The organism is [Borrelia] turdi, assembly GCF_030439285.2.
Lineage (GTDB): Bacteria > Spirochaetota > Spirochaetia > Borreliales > Borreliaceae > Borreliella > Borreliella turdi.
Genome location: NZ_CP124018.1, coordinates 170,580 through 193,118, shown reverse-complemented (window position 1 = coordinate 193,118; position 22,539 = coordinate 170,580). Strand labels below are relative to the sequence as shown.

Below are 22,539 nucleotides of genomic sequence, written 5' to 3'. Positions count from 1 at the left end.
CTATTTTTATGTTTTATTTTAACATTCTTTTTAAAAAACTGCTTTTATTTAACAAATAGAATAATCTTGAGCAAAAAAATCAATTATATTTTTTTATGTTTTTTTATATAATGAATGTTATTAAGTTGGATATTAAAGTTAGATTAGGTTTTGTTATATTTGTATATAAATTGAGCTTTGCGTATTCTTATTTGTGGTATGTTCAAGATAGTTAAAAGTTATATCTTTGATAAACCGATTTAAAAGGGGTATTTATGTTGAATGAAAAAATTTTGGATGTTTTAGAGAATCTCTCAAGCATTCCTGATGGTCAACTTCTTGATGTCACCGAAAAATCAAAAAGAGGATATCAGTTGATCAAAGAAGAAAGACTTTCTGAAGCAGAAAGCTTGTTTTCTGATATCCTTGAAAAGGATAATGAGAATAATTATGCTCTTGTTGGGCTTGGAGATATTGAAAGGAAGAAGAATAATTACAATAAAGCAATAGTTTATTATCAAAGATGTCTTGCAAAGCACCCAAACAATAATTATGCTCTTTTTGGGCTTGGAGATTGTTACAGAAGTTTGGATGATTATAAAAAAGCCACAGACATATGGGAAGAGTATTTAAAATATGATCCTGAGAATATAACGGTTTTAACAAGAGTTGCTTCATCTTACAGGAAACTAAAAAATTTTCAAAAGTCTAAGCAAACGTATCTTAAGGTAATGGAATTAATCCCTGAAAATGATTATGCGCTTGTAGGGATTGGTCATTTATATTACGACTTTAAAGAATATAAAGAGGCTTTAAAGTATTGGCTTAGAATATATGAGCTAAATCAATCCAAAGTTGATGTTAGGGTATTGACTTCAATTGGTAATTGTTATCGGAAGCTAAGGGAATTTACTAGAGGAATTTATTTTTTTAAAAAGGCTTTAGAAATATCCCCTAACAATTTTTATGCTCTTTTTGGGCTTGCTGATTGTTATAGGGGAAATAAAGAATATAAAGAGGCTTTAAAATATTGGCTTGATATTATTGAAAAAGATCCAAAAAATAATTTGGTTCTTACAAGGGTAGGAGATGCTTATCGCTATTTGAATGATTATGAAAATTCTCAGATTTATTATAAAAAAGCTCTTGATGTTGATTTTGATATGTTTGCTATACTTGGACTTGCTCTTATTCAAAAAGAACAAGGTAAATATAACGAAGCATTAATAGCTATTAAAAGTTTAATTAAAAATAATCCTAAAAATTCAGTATTATATGTTAGTGCTGCTGAATGTTATGAAGCATTAGGGCAGATTGAAAGTGCTGTTGATATTTTATCAAGTTTTTTGCATCTTGGTATGAAAAATATTGTTGTTATTGACTACCTTGCGGCTCTTAGGAAAAAAATGGAATGATGGAACGTTTACTTGAAACTGAAAAATCTATTTTTTTTGATAAATTAATAGACACACATGTTCATTTTTACGAATTAAAGAAAAGATCTTTAGATGTTAATTATATTATTAATGAATGTTTTAAAAACGGCTTTTCTTATTTTCTTGATGTTGGTTTACATCCTAGTGATTTTAATGATAGAAAAAATCTTTTAAGCTGTTATTCTAATGTGTTTTTAACAGCAGGTATTCATCCTTTAAATTTAGGTGATAATTTTAAAGATGATATTAAACATCTTGAAAAAATTTTGATTAGCGAAAATGTTGTTGCCATTGGTGAGATGGGTCTTGATTATTTGAAGGCAGATAACAAGGGATTTCAAATTAAAGCTTTTGAAGAGCAATTGTATTTGGCTGGTAGATATAAAAAGCCAGTTATTTTACATATAAGAGACGCCTATGATGATGCTTATAATATTGTAAGGTCTTTAAATTTTTTAAATAGGGGTATATTACATTGTTATTCAGGAACTTATGAGCATGCTAAAAAATTTATTGATTTAGGATTCAAAGTTTCTTTTTCAGGAAATATAACTTTTAAAAATGCAGAACCTTTAAGGATTGTTGTTAGCAAGTTAAATGCTAATGATATTTTAATAGAAACGGACAGTCCTTTTTTAGCTCCAGTGCCATTAAGAGGTAAAGTAAATTCGCCCTTGTTTTTAGGATATGTATGTCTTGAGATTGCAAGGATTAAAAATTGCTCTGTTAATGATATTGCTATTGCTGTATTTAATAGTTTTAAAGATATTTTATTGTTGCATTAAATTGTTTATTTATAGCTACTTTTTTACATGTTTTATTATTATTTGCAAATTTAATCATTTTTATTGTTTATAAATGTTAAACTCGTATTGAAAATTTTTTTCAACGCCTTTTACTATTTCTATTAAATCAGATTCTTTAAGGGTGATTACATATTTTAGCTTAATAATTTTTAAGTCTTTTCTTGTATTACCAATTAATACAAATTTTATATTTTTCAAAAAAGGCGAATTCGACATCTTTTTTAAAACAATAATATTATCTCTTAAAGAGAATAATATTATTGTTTTAATTTGGGGAGTAATAAATGTTTTTACATAGGATATGTTTTGGTCGTTTATTAGGATGATATTAATATTTTTTTCTTTACCCTTTTTTTCCAAGTATTCAAGGTCTTCATTATTCAGAGATTTGTCTCTAAATAGTAATGTTTTTTGGAGATCTATTGATTTTCCATCAAGCAGGAAATCAATAGATTTTTTTAAAGAAAATTTTATTTTTGATAGATGAAAAATTTTATCTTTTAGTATTTCGTTATTTAGTATTTCGTTATTTGATTTATGGGTTAATAGTATTTTTTTTATTGTTTTAAGTTTGTCTTTTACAATTTCTAAATTTTTGTCATTTATAAATAGTATTTTATTTTTTATAAATGGAGTTTTTTGAATTTCAAAAAAATATTCGGTTGCATCCGAGAAAATTATTGCATAATTAAATTGATTTTCAACAACGGAAGATTCTTTGCACCCTTGTGTTAAGATTGCTAAGAGCGCTATTATAACGAGTTTTTTTGGGGGAGATATACTATTTTTTAGCATACTTATTATTAATTGCTATAAATATTAAAGCTGATGTAAATATTATGAAGGCATAGAGGCTCATATTGGTTAGAATTAATGTTTTTAAGGTTGTAATAAATAATCCTAAAAATAAAATAGGAGAAAGAATAATTTTGTATGCTTTTGCTGAATATTTTTGGCCTTTTTCAATTTTCTTTTCAAAGATTATGGATGAAACTATTAGTTCTATTGCATTAAGTATTGGTAATTCAATATATTCATAGATTCCAAAAATTTTGCTATTTAGGATTGCTATTTCTAGGTTTTTAGAAAATATTAGTCCGAATGTAAAATATATAAGAATTGTTGAGTTTTTTTTAAATGAAGAATTTTCATTTAGGGTGAAAAAAAACATAAATATTAATAGGGGGAATATGTAGTAGTATAAATGCTCTTTTATAAATATTGTAATTCCTAGGCTTATTCTTGATGCGTAGTTTAAATCAAATGATCTGTATAAAATAAATTCTTGAGTTAAATAAAGAAAAGAAAAAATTGTTATTGCAAAAAATATTGCTAAAACATGGGCTTGAGTATTTTTTGTTTTACTTTCTTTTAGCTGAGTATTCATATATATTGTTAATATTAGCGGTAGACTAGTTAATAAAAATAAACTCATTGTAAGTATAATTCTACTTTTAAATATTTTTTAAATCAATGTTTTTTAAATCAATCGATTGACCAAATCTTAGAATTTACTTTTTAGTGAATGTATATTAAAATTAATTATTAATTAATTAATTAATTAATTAAGGAGTACATATTTTTTAGATGATAAATAGAAATGCCAATAGAGATAGGGATAGATCCAGATCAAATGACAAGGAATTGAAAATTAATTATAGAATTAAGGCTCGTGAGGTAAGAGTTATTTTCGAAAATGGAACACAAGAGGTTTTGTTAATTGAAGATGCCATTAAAAAGGCAAAAGAAGCTGGGCTTGATTTGGTTGAAGTTTCTCCTAATGTATCTCCCCCGGTTTGCAAGATTATTGACTATGGGAAATATAAATTTCATCAAGAAAAGCGTCAAAAAGAACAAAAAAAGAATCAAAAGGTAATTAAGCTTAAAGAAGTCAGAATGCAGCCTAAGATAGATACTCATGACCTTGATTTTAAATCAAAAAACATTTTAAGTTTTCTCAAAGATGGTAATAAGGTTAAAGTTACAATAAGATTTAGAGGTCGTGAACTTGCTCATACATATTTAGGATATGGTATTTTAAATAGTATTCTTGAAAAAGTAGGTGATATGAATTATGTTTTGGAGTCTGCGGCTAAAATGGAAGGCAAGACAATGTTTTTGATTGTAGCGCCGAAGTTTAAAAAATAAATATTAAATTAAAGGGGGTAAAATGGCAAACAAAATGAAAACGCGTAAAAGTGCAAAAAAAAGATATTCTTTTACTGTAAGTGGCAAAGTTAAGTATAAAAAACAAAATTTAAGGCATATTTTGACAAAAAAATCTTCTAAACGTAAGAGAAATTTAAGGAAATTGGGCAATCTTTCTTGTTTTGAAGTTAAAAGAATTAAAACTTTATTACCTTATGGTTAAAATAATTTTGGGAGATAGATATGGCTAGGGCTAAAAACGGCACAGTTCACGTTGCAAGGCGTAAGCGAATTTTAAAAAAGACAAAAGGGTTTTGGGGGACAAAAAAGAGTAATTATAAAAAAGCTAAGGATACTCTGAGAAAGGGCATGATGTATGCTACAAGAGATAGAAAGGCTAGAAAAAGAGATTTTAGACGCTTATGGATTTCAAGAATTTCTGCCGCTTTAAGTGGTACTGGGGTTAGTTATTCAAGATTTATTGAGGGTTTATTAAAGTCTAATATAAAAATTAATAGAAAAATTTTGTCTAATTTGGCGATTGAAGATGCTGAAGCTTTTAAAAAAATTGTTTTAGAAATAAGAAGATGAAAAATCAAAGCTCCTGGAGGGTTTAATTTTAAGAATTAGAGTTATTTTTTTGCGACATCTCATCAAATTTAGGAATTTGAGGATTTTTAGTCAATGATTAGTTAAAAGCAATTCAGAGGTTAAGAATAAAAATTCCGCCTTGAAAAATAGCGCTAAATAAAAGTATTCTTATGTTGGCTTTTTGGGAGTTTACTTTATTTTAAGGATTATTATTGTGCAGCTTATTTCTCTTAGTAATATTGAAAAGCAAGAGAGTTTTATTTATTACAGAAATGTATATTTTGCCGATGTTGTTTATAAGTATAACGACACCCTAGAGATCAAAAAAGTAAAGTTTGTAATTGAAGCTACGCCCTTAGGAGAAAAGCATGTCACTATTGATTTTATAGATCTTTTGAATTATCCTGTTTTAAAGTTAATGGTTGCAATTAAAAGACGTGTAATTGATTTGGATTTTAAAGGTAAGCTTCCTTGATTTTAGAATTTAAATCAGAAAAAAAAATGATAAATTTTTCTAAATCCTTTTTTTATCCTTTGCCAATTGGTAAAGTATTTGTTTTAAATGGTGATATGGGTTCTGGAAAAACTAGTTTTTTAAAGGGACTTGCCCTTAATCTTGGAATTTCTTATTTTACAAGTCCAACTTATAATATTGTTAATGTTTATGATTTTATAGATTTTAAGTTTTATCATATTGATTTATATAGGGTGTTTTCCTTGGAAGAATTTGAACTTATTGGAGGATTGGAAATACTTTTGGATCTTAACTCAATTATTGCTATCGAATGGCCACAAATTGCTTTAAGTGTTCTTCCAAAAGACAGATTATTTTTTTTAACTTTTAAAATAGTCGGTTCAGGTAGGGTTATAGAATTTGATGATTAATACGCTTGCATTTGAATTTTCATATAAAGCATTAATAGTTTATTGCAAAATTAACAATAAGGATTTTTCATTATTTGAACTTAAATCAAATTTTAATTTTAGTATTCCAAAAATTTTCAATGATTTTGTAACTAAAAATAATATTGATCTTAATCAAATCAAATTAATTATAAATTCCTATGGACCCGGTTCTTTTACTGGGCTTAGAATTAGTTTAAGCTTTGTCAAAGGTCTTGCTTTGGGCCTTTCTATTCCTTTTGTCAATATTTCTACATTAGATGTTTTTGCAAATTTAGCTAAAAACAGTTCCAGTGTAATTGTGTTAACTTTTACTGCTGGTAAATATTTTCTTGGGCATTATAAAAATTGTGAATTGATGGGAAAGATTTTGTGTTTTTCTAAGGAAGATTTGTTTGAGTATCTAAATCAGATTGATCCAGATTCAGTGCTTATTGGGAATAATCTGGAGAATGCTTTTGAGGAATTCAATTATAAATTTAAAATCATTGAAAATTTAAGTTCGTTTGGGAGAATTTTAACAGAACTTGGAATAGCTAAATACTTAAAAAATAGCAAAAGTGATGATATTTTATCGGGACCGCTTTATATAAGGCAAAGTGATGCAGAGGTTAATTTTCATTCTTAAAATAATGATTAAATAGACTTTTAATTTTGCTTATGTTGTGCCCGCCTTTTAGTATTGATTTTTTATTTTCTTCGATAATAAATTCATAAATTTCAGATCTAAATATTTTAATGTTTTCAGGAGCCTTGATTGCTATTTTAACAGTATCTTTTTTTATTTCTAATATTAAAACTTCAATATTAGAGTTTATTTTAATACTTTCATTTACTTTTCTTGATAATACTAGCATTTTTATTCCTTGAAAACTTTATGGCGTAGTGAATATTTTTCATTTGTGCATATAGCTTGTTTTCCGATTAATTTTTTTTTGTTGATTATGATTGGTGCTTTTAGGTTAGCTGTAATGTCTTTATAATTATTAACATGCATATTGATTATACATAGTATAATTTTTTCATTTTCTGTTTTTACTTTAATGTCCAACCAATCTTTTTTCTTGATATTTGGTAAGTATTCACTTAAAAAATTAAAAGGAGATGTCACTAAAAAACTTACGTCTTTATTAATGGATTGCATAATAGAAAAAGGCTTATATTTAGAGTCCTTTATTATAAATTTTTTAATGTTTTCAAATCCAAGTATTCCTTCAGGAAAATCAAACTCTATGCTTTTTTCATTTATCATTTTACTTTATAAAATCTAATAATGTTGTTTGCATTATTTTAGCAGAGATTCCTAAAGATACTTGATAAGCTAAGCTTGCCATATTTAAATTAGTTATTGCTTTTGTTACATCAATATCGGTGTATTGGACCATATCTTCTTTCATGTCTGCAGTCTCTTTACTTATTCTTTCGTAGCTTCTGTCAAGTCTATTTTCTTTTGCTCCAAGATCCGCAATGGATATAAACAGTCTTTTTAGGCTTCCATCAATTTCTGCTAGGCTTCTGCTTCCAATAAGCTCTTCTTTATTATTGTAAAGTGTGTCTCTAAGATCAATAAGCGCATCGAAAATAGATCTACTTCTAACTTCTGTACTGCTAGAAAGGTTATAAGGAGGTAGTTTAGTATCATTGTTTTTAGTAAGTATTCCAAGCGTTTGTAAAACATTTGATTCTTTTGCTTCTGTTATCCAAATTTGGTGTGGAGTTGTAGTTTTAATAGACAATGAGTTTAAAACGGGATCAATGCTTGCTTCAACAGGTGCTGAGGATTCATTGATTTTTGCAACAATATCAAGAGCAGTATCTCCTATTGTTAATCCTATTTCAATATTGTCAATATAAATTTTTGTATTTTCTTTTACGGCAAATCCATTAGTGTTTATTGATGAGATAATATTTTGGTTTTGCAAGAAAAATATTTTATTTCCAGGGTAATTATTTGACATATGTACTTCATTATATACTTCTGTTTTCTTTTCAGCTTGATTGCCGTTGTATTCTACTTTAATTATTTGCGGGCCTTCACCATCTTTGCTTATTTTGCTTATTTTGTTCTCTCTAGTTACTTTAAATGCTTCGCTATCAATTTTGGTTCCTGAAAATATACTGTATCCATCAGGTCCTTTAGCGTTTGCTATTGCAATGGCATCTTCGAGTAGGGCATTTACTTCTTTTGATATCATTTTTTTGTCATCTGCCTCGTAAGTTCCGCTTGCTCCTTGAATGGCAATTTCTTTAGCTCGTGTTAAAATATTTGCAAGAGATTGTAAGTATCCCTCTGCATATCTAAGGTTGCTTTTAGAAGTGCCAATATTTTTTATGTATACGTTTAGCTTAAATATGTCGCTATCTAGTCTTATTGCGTGAGTAACGCCTGTTGGATCGTTTCTTAGTTTTACAATTCTTTTGCCGCCTTTGTATAAGTTTTCTAAAAGTCTTGTAATCTTAGATTCTTGTTCTGCTGCAGAGGTTTTTAAATTTTCATATGTTAATGGATGGCTTACTCTATTTATCATGCTTATACTCCCATTTTATTTATTACTGTGTCTATTAGTTCAGTAGAAACAGCAATAAATTTACTTGCTGCAATAAATGCTTGTTGAAATTCAATCATGTTTGCAAGTTCTTCATCTTTATTTACCCCAGAAATAGACATTCTTAGATCTGTTAAATCTTTTAATATTTGAGATTGGCTTTCTTTTGTAATTTCCGATATTTGTCCTTTTATTGCTATGTTTGATGCTGTATTTGCAAAGTAATCATTTAGTGTTAAATTTTTGCCAATCATAATCTGAGTATTTCCAAAAGAGGAGATTCTCAGCGCTGCTTGGTTATCCCCAATAGATATTTCATTTGTTGGATTTTTGATTCCCGCTGCTATTTTTGAAGGATCTGAGTCTATTGTGTCTGCAACTTTTATCCATGCTGCAGGATTTTTTAGAGGTGAGATTGAATAAGTAGATTTAGGTGTTAATTTGTCTGTTGTGTCAATATTCTTATAATCATAAGCTCCCTCAGGCCCAGATGCATTTAATATTCCTGTATATTTTGTTAGAAATAATCCAGAATCTTCTATATGTTTGATTCTAAATGTTATGTTCTCATTTTCTTGTTCTTTGACCGCTTTGATTTCAAGCTTACCTTCTGAGTTAATTCTTGCTGTAACTTGTGCATTGGAATTGTTTATTCTATTTAGTACATCTCGAACTGTATCTGGAGCATTGTAAGGTATTTCTATAATCTCATTACCATTGGTAGCTTCAAATTTAAGAATTCCATAAAATCCCAATTTCTCTTCTGGGAATACTTCGTTTGTGCTATTAATTTTGAAGATATGAACGGAATCAAATTGGCCATTTCCGTTAGTATCATACCTACCACGATCATCAGTTAATTTTAATTCTTGAGAAAAAAAGCTTCTTCCGCTTTTTTTGTCCATTCCATGCCCTGTTTCATGTATTTCATTAACAAGCTCTACAATGTTGGCAGCCAAATTATTCAGTTCATCAATTTCATTTTTAATCTCTTTATCTCTTATGTTAAGCAAAGATCCCAGCTTTCCCGTTTTAAGGTAAACTTTATCATTATTTGCCCATAAAATGTTCCATCTAGTTCTAGTAGGTCCGTTTGTAGCTTCTAGTTTGAATTCATTAGCAATTGAACCTTGTACAATGTGCCTTCCTTCTGAGTGAATTAAAAATTCATTGGGATCCTGTTTATTTTCAATTGATATACTCATTAAATTGCCTAATTTTTCAACCATTAAGTCCCTTGCATCCATTAAATCATTTGGATTGTCTTTCATTGCTTGAGATTTTGCAATTTGTTTATTAAGATTTGCAATGTTTTTAATATAATTATTTGCCTCATCTGTTGTAATTTTTATTTCATCGTTTGCCATTACGTAAATTCTTTCAAGAGAATGGAATCTACTTCTCATTACTTCGCAAAAAGATTTACCTCTTTCTAGAATTATCTTTCTTTCTGCTAAACCTTGTGGTTGATTTGCTAGATCTTGCCAACTTTCCCAAAAATCATTTAATCTTTTTCTTATTGATTGATCTTCAGGTTCATTATAAACATCTTCTAGCATTGATATAAACTTATCTTGCGAAGTCCAGTATCCTAGTAGGTGTGATTCTTCAATGATCCTTGTGTTAAGTAGCTCGTCTTTTACTCTGTCTATAGATTGCACTACAATTCCTTGACCTAATTGCCCTTGTTTTTTAGCTCTGTTTATTTGTGGAGCATAAAGAGGAATTTCGGCTTTCATTGTTACTCTTTGTCTTGAATATCCAGGCTTTGTAGCATTGGATAAATTGTGCCCAACTGTATTCATTGCATCTTTATTTGCAAATAAGCTTCTTTTGCCAATTTCTATTCCTGAGAATGTTGAATCCACTCTAAACTCCTTTAAAGTTTTTTATTTATTAAAATGGAAGCTTCGTTTGAGCGTCCAATTTTTGGCCCGTAAGGGTTTTTGTAAGTTACATTTTCTACACTTTCTTGGATATCTTGAAATATTATTGCTAACATGTCAAGAGATGTGTTTACATAGTTTTGTATTATGCAGTTTAAATTTTTGATATTTAGTATTCCAATTTTCAATTTGTGTATATAGTCGTATATTTCTTTTTTATGAATTGTAGTTAATTTTTCTACAGCTTCGTAAGTTGATTTAAAGTTTTCATTTTTGGTAAATTTTTTCCAAATTTCGTCTCTTTTGCTTTCAATTTTTTTAAAACTTTCAAGTGATATTTTTGTTTCGTTTACGATCTCTTTAAGTTCTATTTCATTTTTATTGTCGATATTTTCTTTTATTTTTAAGTATGACTTATATACTTCTTCTACTAAGAGAAGTTCTTTTTTCAAGACATCTCTTAGTTCAATTTCAAGTTTTGCTTTCATTTTTATAAAATTAATTATAAGCCATTATAAATATATTTACAAATCAACTTTGTTTTTTTATTGTGTTATAATACATTAAGGTATGAGTAAGTTTTTTGAAAAAGATGATGACATTGTAGCTCTTGCAACTCCCCTTTTAAGTAGTGCCTTATGTGTGATACGTAGCAGTGGATCTTTTTCTATTTCTAAATTTTCTAAAATCTTTTCAAATCATGCAGCTCTTAATTCAGCATCTGGGAATACGATTCATTATGGTTATATATTAGATAATGAGAACAATTGCAAGGTAGACGAAGTTATTGTGTGTTTGTATCGAGCACCAAAGAGCTTTACGGGGCAAGATTCTATTGAAGTTATAGCTCATGGTTCTGTGATTGGAATTAAAAAGATTATAGATTTGTTTTTAAAAAGTGGGTTTAGGATGGCTGAGCCTGGTGAATTTACTTTACGCGCATTTCTTGCTAAAAAAATTGATCTTACAAGAGCAGAAGCAATTAATGAGATTGTTTTTGCCAAGACTAATAAAACTTATTCTCTTGCAGTTAATAAACTTTCTGGAGCTTTATTTGTTAAAATAGATGCAATAAAAAAATGTATTTTAAATTTTCTCTCGGCTATTAGTGTTTATCTTGATTATGAGGTTGATGATTACGAGATTAACATCCCTTTTGACTTAATTTTAAATAGCAAGGCTGAGCTTGAAAAATTAATTAATTCTTATAGAGTTTATGAAAAAATTGATTGTGGTGTTACCTTGGTTTTAGCAGGTTCTGTTAATGCTGGCAAGTCTTCGTTATTTAATTTGTTTCTCAAAAAAGATAGATCAATTGTCTCTTCAGATCCTGGTACTACAAGAGATTATATTGAAGCAAGTTTTGAGCTTGATGGTATTTTATTTAATCTTTTTGATACAGCGGGTCTTAGAGATGCTGATAATTTTGTTGAGAGATTAGGAATTGAAAAAAGTAATTCTTTAATAAAGGAAGCATCTTTAGTAATTTATGTTATTGATGTTAGTTCAGATTTAACAAGAGATGATTTTTTATTTATTGATTCAAACAAATCTAATATTAAAGTATTATTTGTTTTAAATAAGATAGATTTAAAGATAAATAAATCTACTGAGGAATTTGTTCGTTCGAGCGTGTTAAATTCTTCAAATTTAATAATGATTAGTACTAAAAATTTAGAAGGAATAGATATTCTCTATGACAAAATAAAGGAATTAATTTCTTATGAGAGAGTAGAGCTTGGTGTTGATGATGTAATAATATCGTCAAGACGGCAGATGCAACTTTTAGAGAAAGCTTATGCTTTAATTTTAGATTTATTGAGTAAAATTGAGCGTCAAGTGAGTTATGATATGTTAGCATTTGATGCTTATGAAGTTGTCAACTGTTTGGGTGAAATAACAGGAGAAATTAGTAGTGAAGATGTTCTTGACAATATGTTTAAGAATTTTTGTTTGGGGAAATAAATATGGATTTTGACGCAATTATTATTGGAGGAGGTCATGCGGGAATTGAAGCTGCGCTTGCTCTTTCAAGATTGAATTTTAAAACTTTAATGATTACTCAAAATTTAGATACAATCGGAAAGCTTTCTTGCAATCCCGCTATTGGTGGGCTTGCTAAGGGTAATATGGTTAGAGAAATCGATGCTCTTGGCGGAGAAATGGGTCGTATTATTGATTTTAGTATGATTCAGTTTAGAGTTTTAAACAAAAGTCGTGGTCCTGCAGTTCAAGCTCCACGCGCCCAAGCTGATAAATTAATGTACCAAACCAAGGCTAAAGAAACTTTAGAGCGTCAAGATAATCTTGATCTTTTCCAAGATACAGTTGTTGATTTTCTTCTTAATTCTATGAGAAATGAAATTGAAGGTGTTGTTACAGAGAGGGGTAATAAGTTTAAATCAAGAGTGGTTGTGCTTACAACAGGGACGTTTCTTCGAGGTAAAATATTTATTGGTGAGTATAGAGCTGATATGGGTAGGCTTGCTGAATTTTCTGCTTATGGGCTTGACAAAACTTTGCTTGGCCTTGGATTTGAAATGGGTAGGCTTAAAACAGGCACTCCAGCTAGAATTCATAAAAAAAGTGTGGATTTTTCAAAGACTGAGGTTCAATTTGGAGATTCAGACATCATACCTTTCTCTTTTTCAAATGGCAAGTTAGATAAATCTCAGCTCTCATGTTATGTAACTTATACTAATAAAAGAACTCACGAAATAATTAGTGAAAATATGCATTTATCACCTCTTTATTCTGGCGAGATTGTGGGTAATGGTCCAAGATATTGTCCTTCTATTGAGGATAAGATAGTAAAATTTAAAGATAAAGACAGACATCAAATTTTTATTGAGCCTGAAGGGTTTAATACGGAAGAAATGTATCTTAATGGCCTTAGTTCTTCTTTGCCTGAGAATATTCAACAAAAATTGATTAATAGCATTGAAGGTCTTGAGCATGCTATTATTACAAGGCCTGGTTATGCTGTTGAGTATGACTATATAAATCCAATTGAACTTTATCCAAATCTTGAGAGTAAAAGAGTTAAGGGGCTTTTTATAGCAGGTCAGACCAATGGCTCTTCAGGATATGAAGAAGCAGCAGCTCAAGGTTTAATGGCTGGAATTAATGCAGCTCTTAGACTTCAAAATAAAGAGCCAATGGTTTTAACAAGAACTAGTTCTTATATTGGAGTTCTTATTGATGATCTTGTTACTAAAGGTACTAAAGAGCCTTACAGAATGTTTACTTCTAGAGCTGAGCACAGACTTAATTTAAGGCACGATACTAGTGATAAGCGCTTGATTAAGATTGGATATGATCTTGGACTTGTTGATGAGGAGAGATATTCAAAGTATCTTTTTAAGAAAAGGAGAGTTGAAGAGATAAAAGAGCTTTTAAAGCAAAGGCGTCTTAGCTTAAAAGATGTTGTTGATGAACAATTAAAAAAACATGTTAGTAAAGATTTTTACCATATTTTAAAAGATCCTTCTATTAGTTTAGATAATTTGATAAAGATTGATCCAAGTTTAAGTGATTCAAAAGTAATTTTAGAGCAAGTTGAATTAGATATTAAATATGAAGGTTATATTAATAGGCAAAAAGATTTGATTAAAAAACTTCATAATCTTGAGCTTGTTAAGCTTCCATTGGATTTTAATTACGAGATTATTGAGGGTCTCTCAAGAGAAGCTAGAGAAAAATTTTCTAAGGTTCAACCAGCTACTCTTGCTCAAGCAAGTCGAATTCCTGGAATAAGAAATACGGATATTACTGTTTTGTTTATATATTTTTCAAATCCTAAAAATAAGGTAGTTTTAAATTTTTCTTTATGATAAGTAATATTAAATTTGCCTTATTAGAACATAATTTGCAATTTGCTTATAAGGATCTTCAGAAAATAAATTTATATATAAAGAGAATTTTACTTTTAAATACTAGATTTAATTTAATTTCAAAGAGCAATAGTAACTTCAATTCTATTCTTAATCTACATGTTATAGATTCTCTTTTAGGATTGCCCACTATTAAAGCGATTAATCCTTCTGAAATTCTTGATATTGGAAGTGGTGCTGGATTTCCAGGTATTATTTTGGCTATTTTTGATACTTCTAGAAAGTATTATCTTTTAGAGAGAAGTAAAAAAAAGTCTACTTTTTTGAAAATGATAAAATTAGAACTTGATTTAGAAAATGTAAAAATTTTAGAATATGAGATTGAAAGAGAAAAAAAGAAGTATGAATTTATTACAATTCGAGCTTTTAGAAGCATGAATGAATATGCGATAGTTTTAAAGAATCTTTTAAAGAATGGGGGCTTAATTATGGCATATAAAGGTAAATTTGATAAAATTAACCTTGAAGTCAATCAAATTAAAGACTTATTTAGTAAAATAGAAGTAAAATCTTTAAATTCAAAATTAAGCTTAGACAGAAATTTGGTTTTGCTTTACAGATAAACAGATAATATTATTATCTGTTTAGGTTCAATCTATATTTTAGAGTGATTTTGACTAGGAGTATTATGAAAAGTAGTTTTCAAATAGATTCAGAAGTAGAAAATGCATTACATTTGATAAATAAATTTAGAAGAGAGGTTGCAAGTAGGGTTCTTGGTCAAAAGGAGATGATTGATGCTATTTTAATGGGGCTTTTAACAGAAGGGCATGTTTTGCTTGAAGGGGTTCCAGGTCTTGCCAAGACTCTTGCAATTCAAACTGTATCTGATGTTCTTGATCTTGAGTTTAAGCGTATACAGTTTACCCCAGATCTTTTGCCATCCGATCTTACGGGTAATATGGTTTATAAAAGTGCTACAGGGACTTTTAAAGTTAGAAAAGGCCCAGTATTTTCAAATGTTATTTTAGCAGATGAAATTAATAGGGCTCCTGCAAAAGTTCAGTCTGCTCTTCTTGAGGCTATGGGAGAAAGACAAGTAACTCTTGGGGATGAAACTCATAGACTTCCAGATCCGTTTTTTGTTCTTGCTACTCAAAATCCAATAGAACAAGAAGGGACTTATAATTTGCCAGAATCTCAACTTGATAGATTTCTATTAAAAGTTAATGTTAATTATCCATCAGTGCAAGATGAAGTAAGGCTTTTGAAAATATTCTCAGTAGATGGGCGTCTTGAAAATATTAAAGTTGCAAAGGTTATGAATGCTTATTCGTTGGCTGACATTAAGAGAACGGTCGGCAGGGTAAAAGTTGATGACAAAATAATGCTTTATATTGTTACTTTAATTTCGGCATCTCGCGAGAGAGATAAAAAAACTTATCCGTTTGCTAAATATATTGAATTTGGTGCATCTCCCAGGGCTTCTCTTAGTTTATTAAAGTGTGCTCGTGTTAATGCTCTTTATGAGGGGCGAATATTTGTTTTACCAGAAGATGTTAAAGCTGTGGCTTACAGTGTATTAAGGCACAGAATTACTCCATCTTATGAGGCAGAAGTAGAGGAAATGAGTATTGACGATATTATTAGAATGCTTCTTTCTGCTGTAGCTCTTCCTTAGGAAATAATTTTTAAATGATGCAAGATAATGAGTTAAATAGTAGTACTAAAACCAGGATAAAATCTTTAAAGTTCTTTTCAAGGAAAATGCTTTCTGAGCTTAATTTTGGTGGCTATCGTTCAATTTTTAAAGGACTTGGTCTTGAGTTTCATGAATTTAGGCCTTATGAGGATTCTGATGATGCTAGATTTATTGATTGGAATGTGAGCTCAAAAGCCGATAGTATTTTTTCAAAGGTTTTCAAAGAAGACAGAGGAATAAATCTTCATCTTCTAGTTGATAATTCTCTTTCTATGAGCTTAGGAGATAAAGTAAATAAAAAGGATGTTCAGGATTTGTTGGTTTCTATTTTTGCACATATGGCATTTTTTAATAATGATAAAATAGGTGTTACTTTTTTTTCAAGCGGAACAGACAAGTTTATACCTTCTAGCAAAGGCCATTCACACTTGGGATTGATTTTAAGTGAAACAATCAATAGAAATCTTAAGCCGGGTAGCAGCCTAGCTTATATTTTTAAAAATACAGCAGAATATTATAAAAAAAGATCTTTAGTTATAATTATTTCTGATTTTAAGGCGAATGCTTATTTTAAATCTTTAAATGTTTTGAGTAAGAGACATAATGTTGTTGCTATAAGAATTTCAGATTTTTTTGATGAAAATTTTCCTAAAATTGGAACTTTGATTTGCGAGGACATTGAAACTGGAGAAAATTTTTTAGTTTCAGGGTTTAGCAAGTTAACATTAAGTGGTTATAAAAACTATTGGACACTTGATAAAATAAAATGGAAAAAAGAGTGTATTAAAAAAAATATTAGTTTTATTGAAATTGATACTAAAGAAGATGTTTTTAAGAAACTTAAAATTCTTCTTAAAAAGGGATAATAGATTTTGAAGAAAATTATTTCAAATCTTTTTCTTTTTTTAACTTTATTTTTACATTCTTATGAAATAAAGAATGAAATATTTATGCCAACTCGTTATTATGTGGGTGATTCTGTTGATTTTAAAGTTTCATTAATTTTAAATGATGATGAAGAGTTTTTTCCTATTGATTTTAAAGAGATTAAAGATGAATTTGTTGAAGTAAATTCAATTAGCTTTAATGATGTAACAAATGAAATAATAGTTAATTTTGTTTCTTTTTATATTGGAAGTAGTTCTCTTCCTTCTCTTTATATTGGGGATGTAATTAGCAATGGTAAGAAAAAAAAGGTTGTTTTAGAGAATATAAAAATCAATACAGATAAACTAGTATCTAATAATTCTGATTTTAAAATTAAAAATATAGAAGGCGTTTTATTTATTCCTGGAACAAGTGCTTATTTGTTTTTATTCATTTTTGTGTTGTTTTTGATTCCTTATTTGATTATTAAGCTTTTAAAGCTTTTAAATAGGCTTTTAATTTACTTGATAGTTAAGCATGGACTTAGAAAGCCTTATAAAGTATTGCAGAAACAGTTTGTTATTTTATCTAAATATGTTAAAGAAGGTGGAGATCAGAGTACATTTTATAATTTAATAAATTCTTCTTTAAGAGTTTATTTGTCTAAAAAAACAGGTTTTGATTTTAATGCGATTACTACAACAGAAATTTCTGTAATTTTGCAAGATCTTAAGGTTCCTTACGAGATTCGTTCAACTTTTATTAATACTTTAAGGCTTTCTGATTTTAGTAAATTTAGTGGCGTTGATTTAGTATTTGATAGTTTGTCGTTTGTTTTAGATGATTTAAGAACTGCAGCATCGAATTTTGAAGAATTTAATAGAGGTTCTAATGCTAACATTTAATGAGCCCTTGTATTTATTTTTATTAGTAATTTTTCCTTTAATAATTTATTTTAATCATTTTTTTAAAAATAGAGGGGGTAAGATAAAGTTTCCAATATCACTTTATGGTAATTTTAATTCTTTAAAGCTTAAGGATTATAAATTAAATTTGATGTATTTTTTTACTTATTCTTTTTTGTATTTAGCCGCAATGGCTATGGTGTTTGCTTTAGCAGGTCCTTCGGTTTCAAAAAAAAAGATGATACACCTTAGCGCTGGTGCTGACATTGTCATTGTTCTTGACATATCACCTAGTATGGGAGCTGTTGAGTTTTCTTCTAAGAATAGACTTGAGTTTTCAAAAGAATTGATTAAACGTTTTGTTTCTCAACGCGAAAATGATAATATTGGCTTGGTAGCTTTTGCAAAAGATGCTTCAATAGTAGTGCCTATAACAACGGATAGGGATTTTTTTAATAAAAAGCTAGATGATATTTATATTATGGATCTTGGCAATGGATCTGCTTTAGGATTGGGTATTTCTATTGCGTTGTCTCATTTAAAGCATTCTGAAGCCTTCAAAAGATCGATAGTGGTTTTAACAGATGGGGTTGTCAATTCAGATGAGATTTATAAAGATCAAGTGATTAACCTTGCTCAAGGTTTAAATATTAAGATTTATTCTATTGGTATTGGAAGTTCTGAAGAATTTAGTGTTGAGTTTAAATTAAGATCTGGAAAATTTTATCAAGGAAGTCTTAAAGAGGTTTATGATCCTAGTATGCTTGTTGAGATTTCAAATAAAACGGGAGGTCTTTTTTATTCGGTTAATGATGATTTTTCTTTTCAATTTGCAATTCAAGATTTTTCAAAAAAAGAAAGTTTAGAGAGAAAGATTAAAATAGCCGTGGACAATAAAGATATTTATAAAGAATTTTTAGTTTTAGCGTTTTGTTTATTGCTTATTTATTTTATTTTTTCAAAAATTTTCTTAAAAGAGATACTATGAGTATAAATAATTATAGTGCTTTATACTTTTTTTTAATTTTAATGTGGATTTTTTTTATATGTGTGTTTGATTTTAAACGAAATATTCCGTTTTTTAAAACCTTAAGCTTTATGTATAGAGACAATTCTTATATGCAAAATTACTACATTAAAAAAGTTCTCATGACAATGTTTTTTATTTTTAGCTTAATTTTTTTAATTTTATCTATATTGGATATTTCTTGGGGACAAAGAGCTGTTGAGGACGAAAGGAGTAAATTGAGAATTTCTTTTATTTTTGATATTTCTCGTAGTATGTTAAGTATAGATGAAGGTAAAATTATTAATAGACTTGAGAGTGCTAAAAATATGATTAGTTTAATTTTAAGTAATTTTGAGAATGCAGAATATTCTCTTACTATTTTTAAAGGCAAGTCTTTATTGGTTTTGCCTTTTTCTAAGGATAAGGCCAGTTTAAACAAGATGTTAAATTATATAGAGCCCGATTTAATAAGTTCTCCTGGAAGTTTTTTAGGAGATGCTGTTTTTAGTGTAATTTCTAATATACAGGATGATTCTTATTATAATTTTTTAGTTATTTTAACAGATGGTGATGATTGGGGAGAAAGTAATTATTATAGGTTTTCTAAATTTGTCAATAATTTAAAGTTGGAAAGTTTTATAGTTGGAATTGGGGGGAGTAATCCGGTTTTATTTGATCAAAACTCAGTTATTAAAGATAAAAATGGGAATACTGTTAAAACTGTAATAAATGAAGGAAATTTACTTCTTCTTACCTCTTCTCTTAAAGGATCATATTATAACTTATATTTAAAAGGGATCAACTTTGTTGTCGATGATATAAGAAATGGTATAATAAGAAAAACATCAAATGATATTATACTCGTTGATGTATCAAGGTATAAAATTTTTTTAGTTATTTCGTTGTTGTTTATTTTTATGTATTTATTTGTCAGGATTATAAAGTGGGACGAAACTTTTTAGCAGTTTTATATGCTTACTTTTTGTGTTTAGGTTTTTTGTCTTGTTCGAATGTTAAGTCTATGTCTTTAATGGCTATTGGGAATTACGAATATGTTAGAGGAAATTATCAAAATGCAATTTCAAATTATTATAATCTTGTAGAGGATAAAAAATATTCTGCTTGGGGATATTACAATCTTGGTATTGTATACTATTCTTTAGGCGAATATGAAAGTTCTCTTAGGATATTATCTTATGCAAAGAAGACTAATGATATTTTTTTAAATTTTAATGTCAATTATAACGAGGGGATAATATACTATAATCAAGGGCTTTATCATAAGGCCGAGATGGCTTTTAAGGAGGCTTTAAAAATTGATCCTAGTAGTTATAATGCTAAGTATAATCTTGAACTTACAATAATAAAAAAACGAACAGTGCGTGATAGTTTTAATTCTTTAAGTGTAGAAAAAAGTAAAAATTTCGTTGAAAGTAATGAAAATTTTTTAAGGTATATTGAAAATCTTGAGAGGGTTGTATGGTTGAGAAAAATAGACGAGAGCCTAGTTGTTTCAAAAGAAGATTGGTAATATTTTTTATTTATTTTTTTTCAATCGCAAGACTTTATTCACTTACGGGTATTGATTTTATTACTAATATTAAAGTTTTAAAGGGTGACAAATTTATTCAGATTGTAAAGCTTAACAATCCTTTACAAGATATTGATATAAGTTTGCTAAAAGTTGAAATAAATAAAGAAGTTAAATCCAATTCTAATGTTTTATCAATATCCAGGATAACTGATAATAATAACCTTTCTTTTGTTGAGATTAAAGTTGAATATCTTTTTGAGAGTCTAGGATTTATTAAGATTCCACCATTAAAAGTAATTTATAAAGGTGATTTTTATTTATCCTCAGAGGTTGAAGTTAGCGTGCTAAGAGCTGATGAAATAAATTCTTTTGGGTTGCCAGTTGATTTATATTGGGATTTTGATAAAAAAGAGGTTTATGAATATCAAAGTATTGGGCTTGTTTTGCGTTCAAATTGGTTTTCAGATAGTAATTCTAATGAAATGTCTGGATTTTTGCCTGCTATTAAGGATGCAATGATTGAAAAGATGCCTATATTTGGAGATATTAAATATAGAACTTTTCATAATAAAGAAATTCTAGATGTACCTTTTTATAACTTTGTACTAACTCCTCTTAAGGGTTCAAAAAGCGTTTTGATTCCCAGTTTTTCTTTTAATATTGATTCTGGCCTTGTTAGGGAGACCCCTGAGCTTTTATTAAAAGTTAAACCGATTCCCAAAGAGGTTAAATCTTTAGCGGTGGGAACTTTTAGAATTGATTATGAGACTCCGACTTATTCAGCAATTGAGCAAGATATATTTACTATTTTAATAAAGATTACAGGTCAGGGGAATTTCCCACATTTTTACTTTCCAGAGATTGAGACTTATAATTCTAAAATTCTTAATAAAAAGAAAAATTATAATTTTAAGCCTACTAAAAGCGGGTATAAGGGCAGTATTTCTCAAATTTATACAGTTAAGCCTGGTACTGAAGGCAGTGTATTTCTGAATATTGGCGATTTTAATTATTTAAATCCCGATAATGGGACAGTTTATACTCTTAAAGGAAAAAAATTGAAGTACGAATACTCGGGGGAGTTTAATAGCGTAAACAAAATTCAAAATAATGTAGATTCTGATGTTAAGCTGTTATCTTATTCTGATATTTTGAATTACAAAAATAAAACTTTTTTATTTTTTGTTCCATACTATTATTTACTTTTGATTCCAGGATTTTTATTATCTTTAGCCATTTTGATTAACTATAAAAAATTTTTTGCAGCATCAAGTTTTGGATTGGCTATTTTAATATTGGCTGCGGGCATTAGTTTAAATGCCGTAGATGATGGTTTATTGTCAGAAAGAAATATAAATGATATGATTGAAAACTATAATACTAAAAATTATGATGCTTCACTTATCAAGATTGATAATATTCTTAAAAAATATCCAAATTATTCAGGGCTTTGGCTAAATAGAGCTCTTGTTTTAAGTAAAATGGATAGAGATTTTGATGCTATTTATTCAGCTTATAAAGCATTTTTGGCTTCTCCAAATAATGACGCCCCCTATAAGGTTATTGATTTGATTGAAACTAAAAATGGAATTACGGATAATGTTCGTAACAATAGTTTTATCTTTTCTAATATTTTTTTTATTATTAGCTTATTTTTAATAAATTTTTTAGTCGTATCTATTTCTTATAGATTTTGGGCAAAAAATTTAAAAAAAATAATTATATTTTTACTTTTTTCTGCGGTTTGTTTTACTATATTTGAAACATACTATTTTTATTCTGAGCAACAATCTGAGGTAGGAATAATTAAAGGTGATTTAGTTTCTCTTTATAAAGTTCCTGACAATTTTTCAAGAAGTTGGAGATTTTTAAAAGGAAATGCTAGTGTTTATATCCTTGACAGCAAAGACAATTTTGTTCTTATTGAAACAAGCTACGGACTTCAAGGCTGGATTCATAAAAATTTTATTGTGTCATTAAAAGATGATTTAATTTAAAAATAAATATTTACAACGATTTTAATCTTTTTAAAGGGTTTAATTTTATTTTTCCCTGTATACTATTCTACCTTTTGTAAGATCATAAGGGGAAAGTTCAACTTTTACTTTATCGCCGGGAACTATTTTTATGAAATGTTTTCGCATCTTGCCAGATAGATGGGCAAGTACAATGTGTTTGTTTTTAAGTTCTACTCTAAACATGGTATTTGGAAGGGATTCTTTTACAACTCCTTCAGTTTCAATAGCTTCTTCTTTAATATTCAAGACAACCTCCGTATTTTCTCTAATAGGATAAATTTTACATGATTAAACATATCATTTCAATTGTTCTTTTTAAGAATAAAAGCATTATTGTTTGTTTACATTATAAGAAATTGTGTATATAATTACACGA

26 protein-coding genes are annotated in these 22,539 nt (G+C 28.4%); 18 read left to right on the top strand and 8 right to left on the bottom strand.

Features of this window, described 5'->3' with window-relative positions:
* Positions 1-254 precede the first annotated feature (254 nt).
* Together QIA31_RS01470 and QIA31_RS01465 are read left to right on the top strand one after the other, a co-directional pair.
* Positions 255-1,394 carry a tetratricopeptide repeat protein gene (locus tag QIA31_RS01470; RefSeq protein WP_301393957.1) on the top strand — a complete coding sequence of 380 codons (1,140 nt, stop codon included), beginning with the start codon at positions 255-257 and terminating at the stop codon, positions 1,392-1,394.
* Positions 1,391-2,200: a TatD family hydrolase gene (locus QIA31_RS01465; protein WP_301393955.1), complete on the top strand. Its 810-nt coding sequence runs from the start codon at positions 1,391-1,393 to the stop codon at positions 2,198-2,200. Before QIA31_RS01470 ends, QIA31_RS01465 begins: the two co-directional genes overlap by 4 nt.
* A 60-nt stretch (positions 2,201-2,260) precedes the next feature.
* On the opposite strand, the gene QIA31_RS01460 is transcribed toward QIA31_RS01465, so the two are convergent.
* Together QIA31_RS01460 and QIA31_RS01455 are read right to left on the bottom strand one after the other, a co-directional pair.
* Positions 2,261-3,001 (bottom strand): hypothetical protein, encoded by a 741-nt coding sequence (locus QIA31_RS01460; protein WP_301394457.1) that lies wholly within the window; start codon positions 2,999-3,001, stop codon positions 2,261-2,263.
* 1 nt (position 3,002) lies between these two features.
* Positions 3,003-3,656, bottom strand: coding sequence for a hypothetical protein (locus QIA31_RS01455; RefSeq protein WP_301393953.1), 654 nt, complete (start codon positions 3,654-3,656; stop codon positions 3,003-3,005).
* Between the two features lie 152 nt (positions 3,657-3,808).
* On the opposite strand from QIA31_RS01455, the gene infC reads away from it, so the two are divergent.
* The 6 genes from infC to tsaB all read left to right on the top strand — a co-directional run bounded on the left by infC (position 3,809) and on the right by tsaB (position 6,491).
* The gene (gene infC / locus QIA31_RS01450) at positions 3,809-4,369 is read left to right on the top strand and encodes a translation initiation factor IF-3 (RefSeq protein WP_301393951.1); all 561 of its coding nucleotides are present in this window, start codon (positions 3,809-3,811) and stop codon (positions 4,367-4,369) included.
* A gap of 22 nt (positions 4,370-4,391) precedes the next feature.
* The gene (gene rpmI / locus QIA31_RS01445; protein ID WP_151060524.1) at positions 4,392-4,592 is read left to right on the top strand and encodes a 50S ribosomal protein L35; all 201 of its coding nucleotides are present in this window, start codon (positions 4,392-4,394) and stop codon (positions 4,590-4,592) included.
* A gap of 20 nt (positions 4,593-4,612) precedes the next feature.
* On the top strand, positions 4,613-4,960 hold the full coding sequence (gene rplT / locus QIA31_RS01440) for a 50S ribosomal protein L20 (RefSeq protein ID WP_151060525.1): 348 nt from the start codon (positions 4,613-4,615) through the stop codon (positions 4,958-4,960).
* A 214-nt stretch (positions 4,961-5,174) separates the two neighbouring features.
* The gene (locus tag QIA31_RS01435; protein WP_301393949.1) at positions 5,175-5,435 is read left to right on the top strand and encodes a hypothetical protein; all 261 of its coding nucleotides are present in this window, start codon (positions 5,175-5,177) and stop codon (positions 5,433-5,435) included.
* Entirely contained in the window at positions 5,432-5,845 is a 414-nt protein-coding gene (tsaE, locus tag QIA31_RS01430; RefSeq protein WP_301393947.1) for a tRNA (adenosine(37)-N6)-threonylcarbamoyltransferase complex ATPase subunit type 1 TsaE, read from the top strand. The genes QIA31_RS01435 and tsaE overlap by 4 nt, the downstream gene beginning before the upstream one ends.
* Positions 5,838-6,491 (top strand): tRNA (adenosine(37)-N6)-threonylcarbamoyltransferase complex dimerization subunit type 1 TsaB, encoded by a 654-nt coding sequence (gene tsaB / locus QIA31_RS01425; protein ID WP_301393944.1) that lies wholly within the window; start codon positions 5,838-5,840, stop codon positions 6,489-6,491. Before tsaE ends, tsaB begins: the two co-directional genes overlap by 8 nt.
* Here tsaB and csrA read toward each other — a convergent pair.
* From csrA to QIA31_RS01400, 5 genes are read right to left on the bottom strand one after another with little or no spacing between them, the layout of a single operon-like run.
* Positions 6,475-6,720, bottom strand: coding sequence for a carbon storage regulator CsrA (csrA, locus tag QIA31_RS01420; RefSeq protein ID WP_151060529.1), 246 nt, complete (start codon positions 6,718-6,720; stop codon positions 6,475-6,477). The genes tsaB and csrA overlap by 17 nt on opposite strands.
* Before the next feature lie 2 nt (positions 6,721-6,722).
* Positions 6,723-7,115, bottom strand: coding sequence for a flagellar assembly protein FliW (gene fliW / locus QIA31_RS01415; RefSeq protein ID WP_301393942.1), 393 nt, complete (start codon positions 7,113-7,115; stop codon positions 6,723-6,725).
* 1 nt (position 7,116) lies between these two features.
* The gene (locus QIA31_RS01410) at positions 7,117-8,391 is read right to left on the bottom strand and encodes a flagellar hook-associated protein 3 (RefSeq protein ID WP_151060531.1); all 1,275 of its coding nucleotides are present in this window, start codon (positions 8,389-8,391) and stop codon (positions 7,117-7,119) included.
* Between the two features lie 2 nt (positions 8,392-8,393).
* Positions 8,394-10,277 (bottom strand): flagellar hook-associated protein FlgK, encoded by a 1,884-nt coding sequence (gene flgK / locus QIA31_RS01405; protein ID WP_301393938.1) that lies wholly within the window; start codon positions 10,275-10,277, stop codon positions 8,394-8,396.
* An 11-nt stretch (positions 10,278-10,288) separates the two neighbouring features.
* Positions 10,289-10,783: a flagellar protein FlbF gene (locus QIA31_RS01400; RefSeq protein WP_301393936.1), complete on the bottom strand. Its 495-nt coding sequence runs from the start codon at positions 10,781-10,783 to the stop codon at positions 10,289-10,291.
* Positions 10,784-10,865: 82 nt separating this feature from the next.
* Here QIA31_RS01400 and mnmE point away from each other — a divergent pair, with 82 nt between their 5' ends.
* From mnmE to QIA31_RS01350, 10 genes are all read left to right on the top strand, one after another.
* Positions 10,866-12,260, top strand: a complete 1,395-nt coding sequence (gene mnmE / locus QIA31_RS01395; RefSeq protein WP_301393933.1) for a tRNA uridine-5-carboxymethylaminomethyl(34) synthesis GTPase MnmE — start codon at positions 10,866-10,868, stop codon at positions 12,258-12,260.
* A 2-nt stretch (positions 12,261-12,262) separates the two neighbouring features.
* A complete protein-coding gene (gene mnmG, locus QIA31_RS01390) occupies positions 12,263-14,128 on the top strand; it encodes a tRNA uridine-5-carboxymethylaminomethyl(34) synthesis enzyme MnmG (RefSeq protein ID WP_301385480.1) in 1,866 nt (621 codons plus the stop codon).
* A complete protein-coding gene (gene rsmG, locus QIA31_RS01385; RefSeq protein WP_301385479.1) occupies positions 14,125-14,751 on the top strand; it encodes a 16S rRNA (guanine(527)-N(7))-methyltransferase RsmG in 627 nt (208 codons plus the stop codon). The genes mnmG and rsmG overlap by 4 nt, the downstream gene beginning before the upstream one ends.
* Positions 14,752-14,816: 65 nt before the next feature.
* On the top strand, positions 14,817-15,809 hold the full coding sequence (locus QIA31_RS01380; RefSeq protein WP_151060537.1) for an AAA family ATPase: 993 nt from the start codon (positions 14,817-14,819) through the stop codon (positions 15,807-15,809).
* 14 nt (positions 15,810-15,823) lie between these two features.
* A complete protein-coding gene (locus tag QIA31_RS01375; protein ID WP_301393931.1) occupies positions 15,824-16,696 on the top strand; it encodes a DUF58 domain-containing protein in 873 nt (290 codons plus the stop codon).
* Positions 16,697-16,702: 6 nt separating this feature from the next.
* Entirely contained in the window at positions 16,703-17,602 is a 900-nt protein-coding gene (locus QIA31_RS01370; RefSeq protein WP_301393930.1) for a hypothetical protein, read from the top strand.
* Positions 17,589-18,590, top strand: a complete 1,002-nt coding sequence (locus tag QIA31_RS01365; protein WP_301385476.1) for a vWA domain-containing protein — start codon at positions 17,589-17,591, stop codon at positions 18,588-18,590. Before QIA31_RS01370 ends, QIA31_RS01365 begins: the two co-directional genes overlap by 14 nt.
* Positions 18,587-19,573 carry a vWA domain-containing protein gene (locus tag QIA31_RS01360; protein ID WP_301393928.1) on the top strand — a complete coding sequence of 329 codons (987 nt, stop codon included), beginning with the start codon at positions 18,587-18,589 and terminating at the stop codon, positions 19,571-19,573. Before QIA31_RS01365 ends, QIA31_RS01360 begins: the two co-directional genes overlap by 4 nt.
* Positions 19,555-20,142 (top strand): tetratricopeptide repeat protein, encoded by a 588-nt coding sequence (locus QIA31_RS01355; protein ID WP_151073746.1) that lies wholly within the window; start codon positions 19,555-19,557, stop codon positions 20,140-20,142. The genes QIA31_RS01360 and QIA31_RS01355 overlap by 19 nt, the downstream gene beginning before the upstream one ends.
* Positions 20,136-22,142 carry an SH3 domain-containing protein gene (locus tag QIA31_RS01350; protein ID WP_301394456.1) on the top strand — a complete coding sequence of 669 codons (2,007 nt, stop codon included), beginning with the start codon at positions 20,136-20,138 and terminating at the stop codon, positions 22,140-22,142. Before QIA31_RS01355 ends, QIA31_RS01350 begins: the two co-directional genes overlap by 7 nt.
* Before the next feature lie 45 nt (positions 22,143-22,187).
* On the opposite strand, the gene infA is transcribed toward QIA31_RS01350, so the two are convergent.
* The gene (gene infA / locus QIA31_RS01345; RefSeq protein ID WP_006433515.1) at positions 22,188-22,409 is read right to left on the bottom strand and encodes a translation initiation factor IF-1; all 222 of its coding nucleotides are present in this window, start codon (positions 22,407-22,409) and stop codon (positions 22,188-22,190) included.
* Positions 22,410-22,539 lie beyond the last annotated feature (130 nt).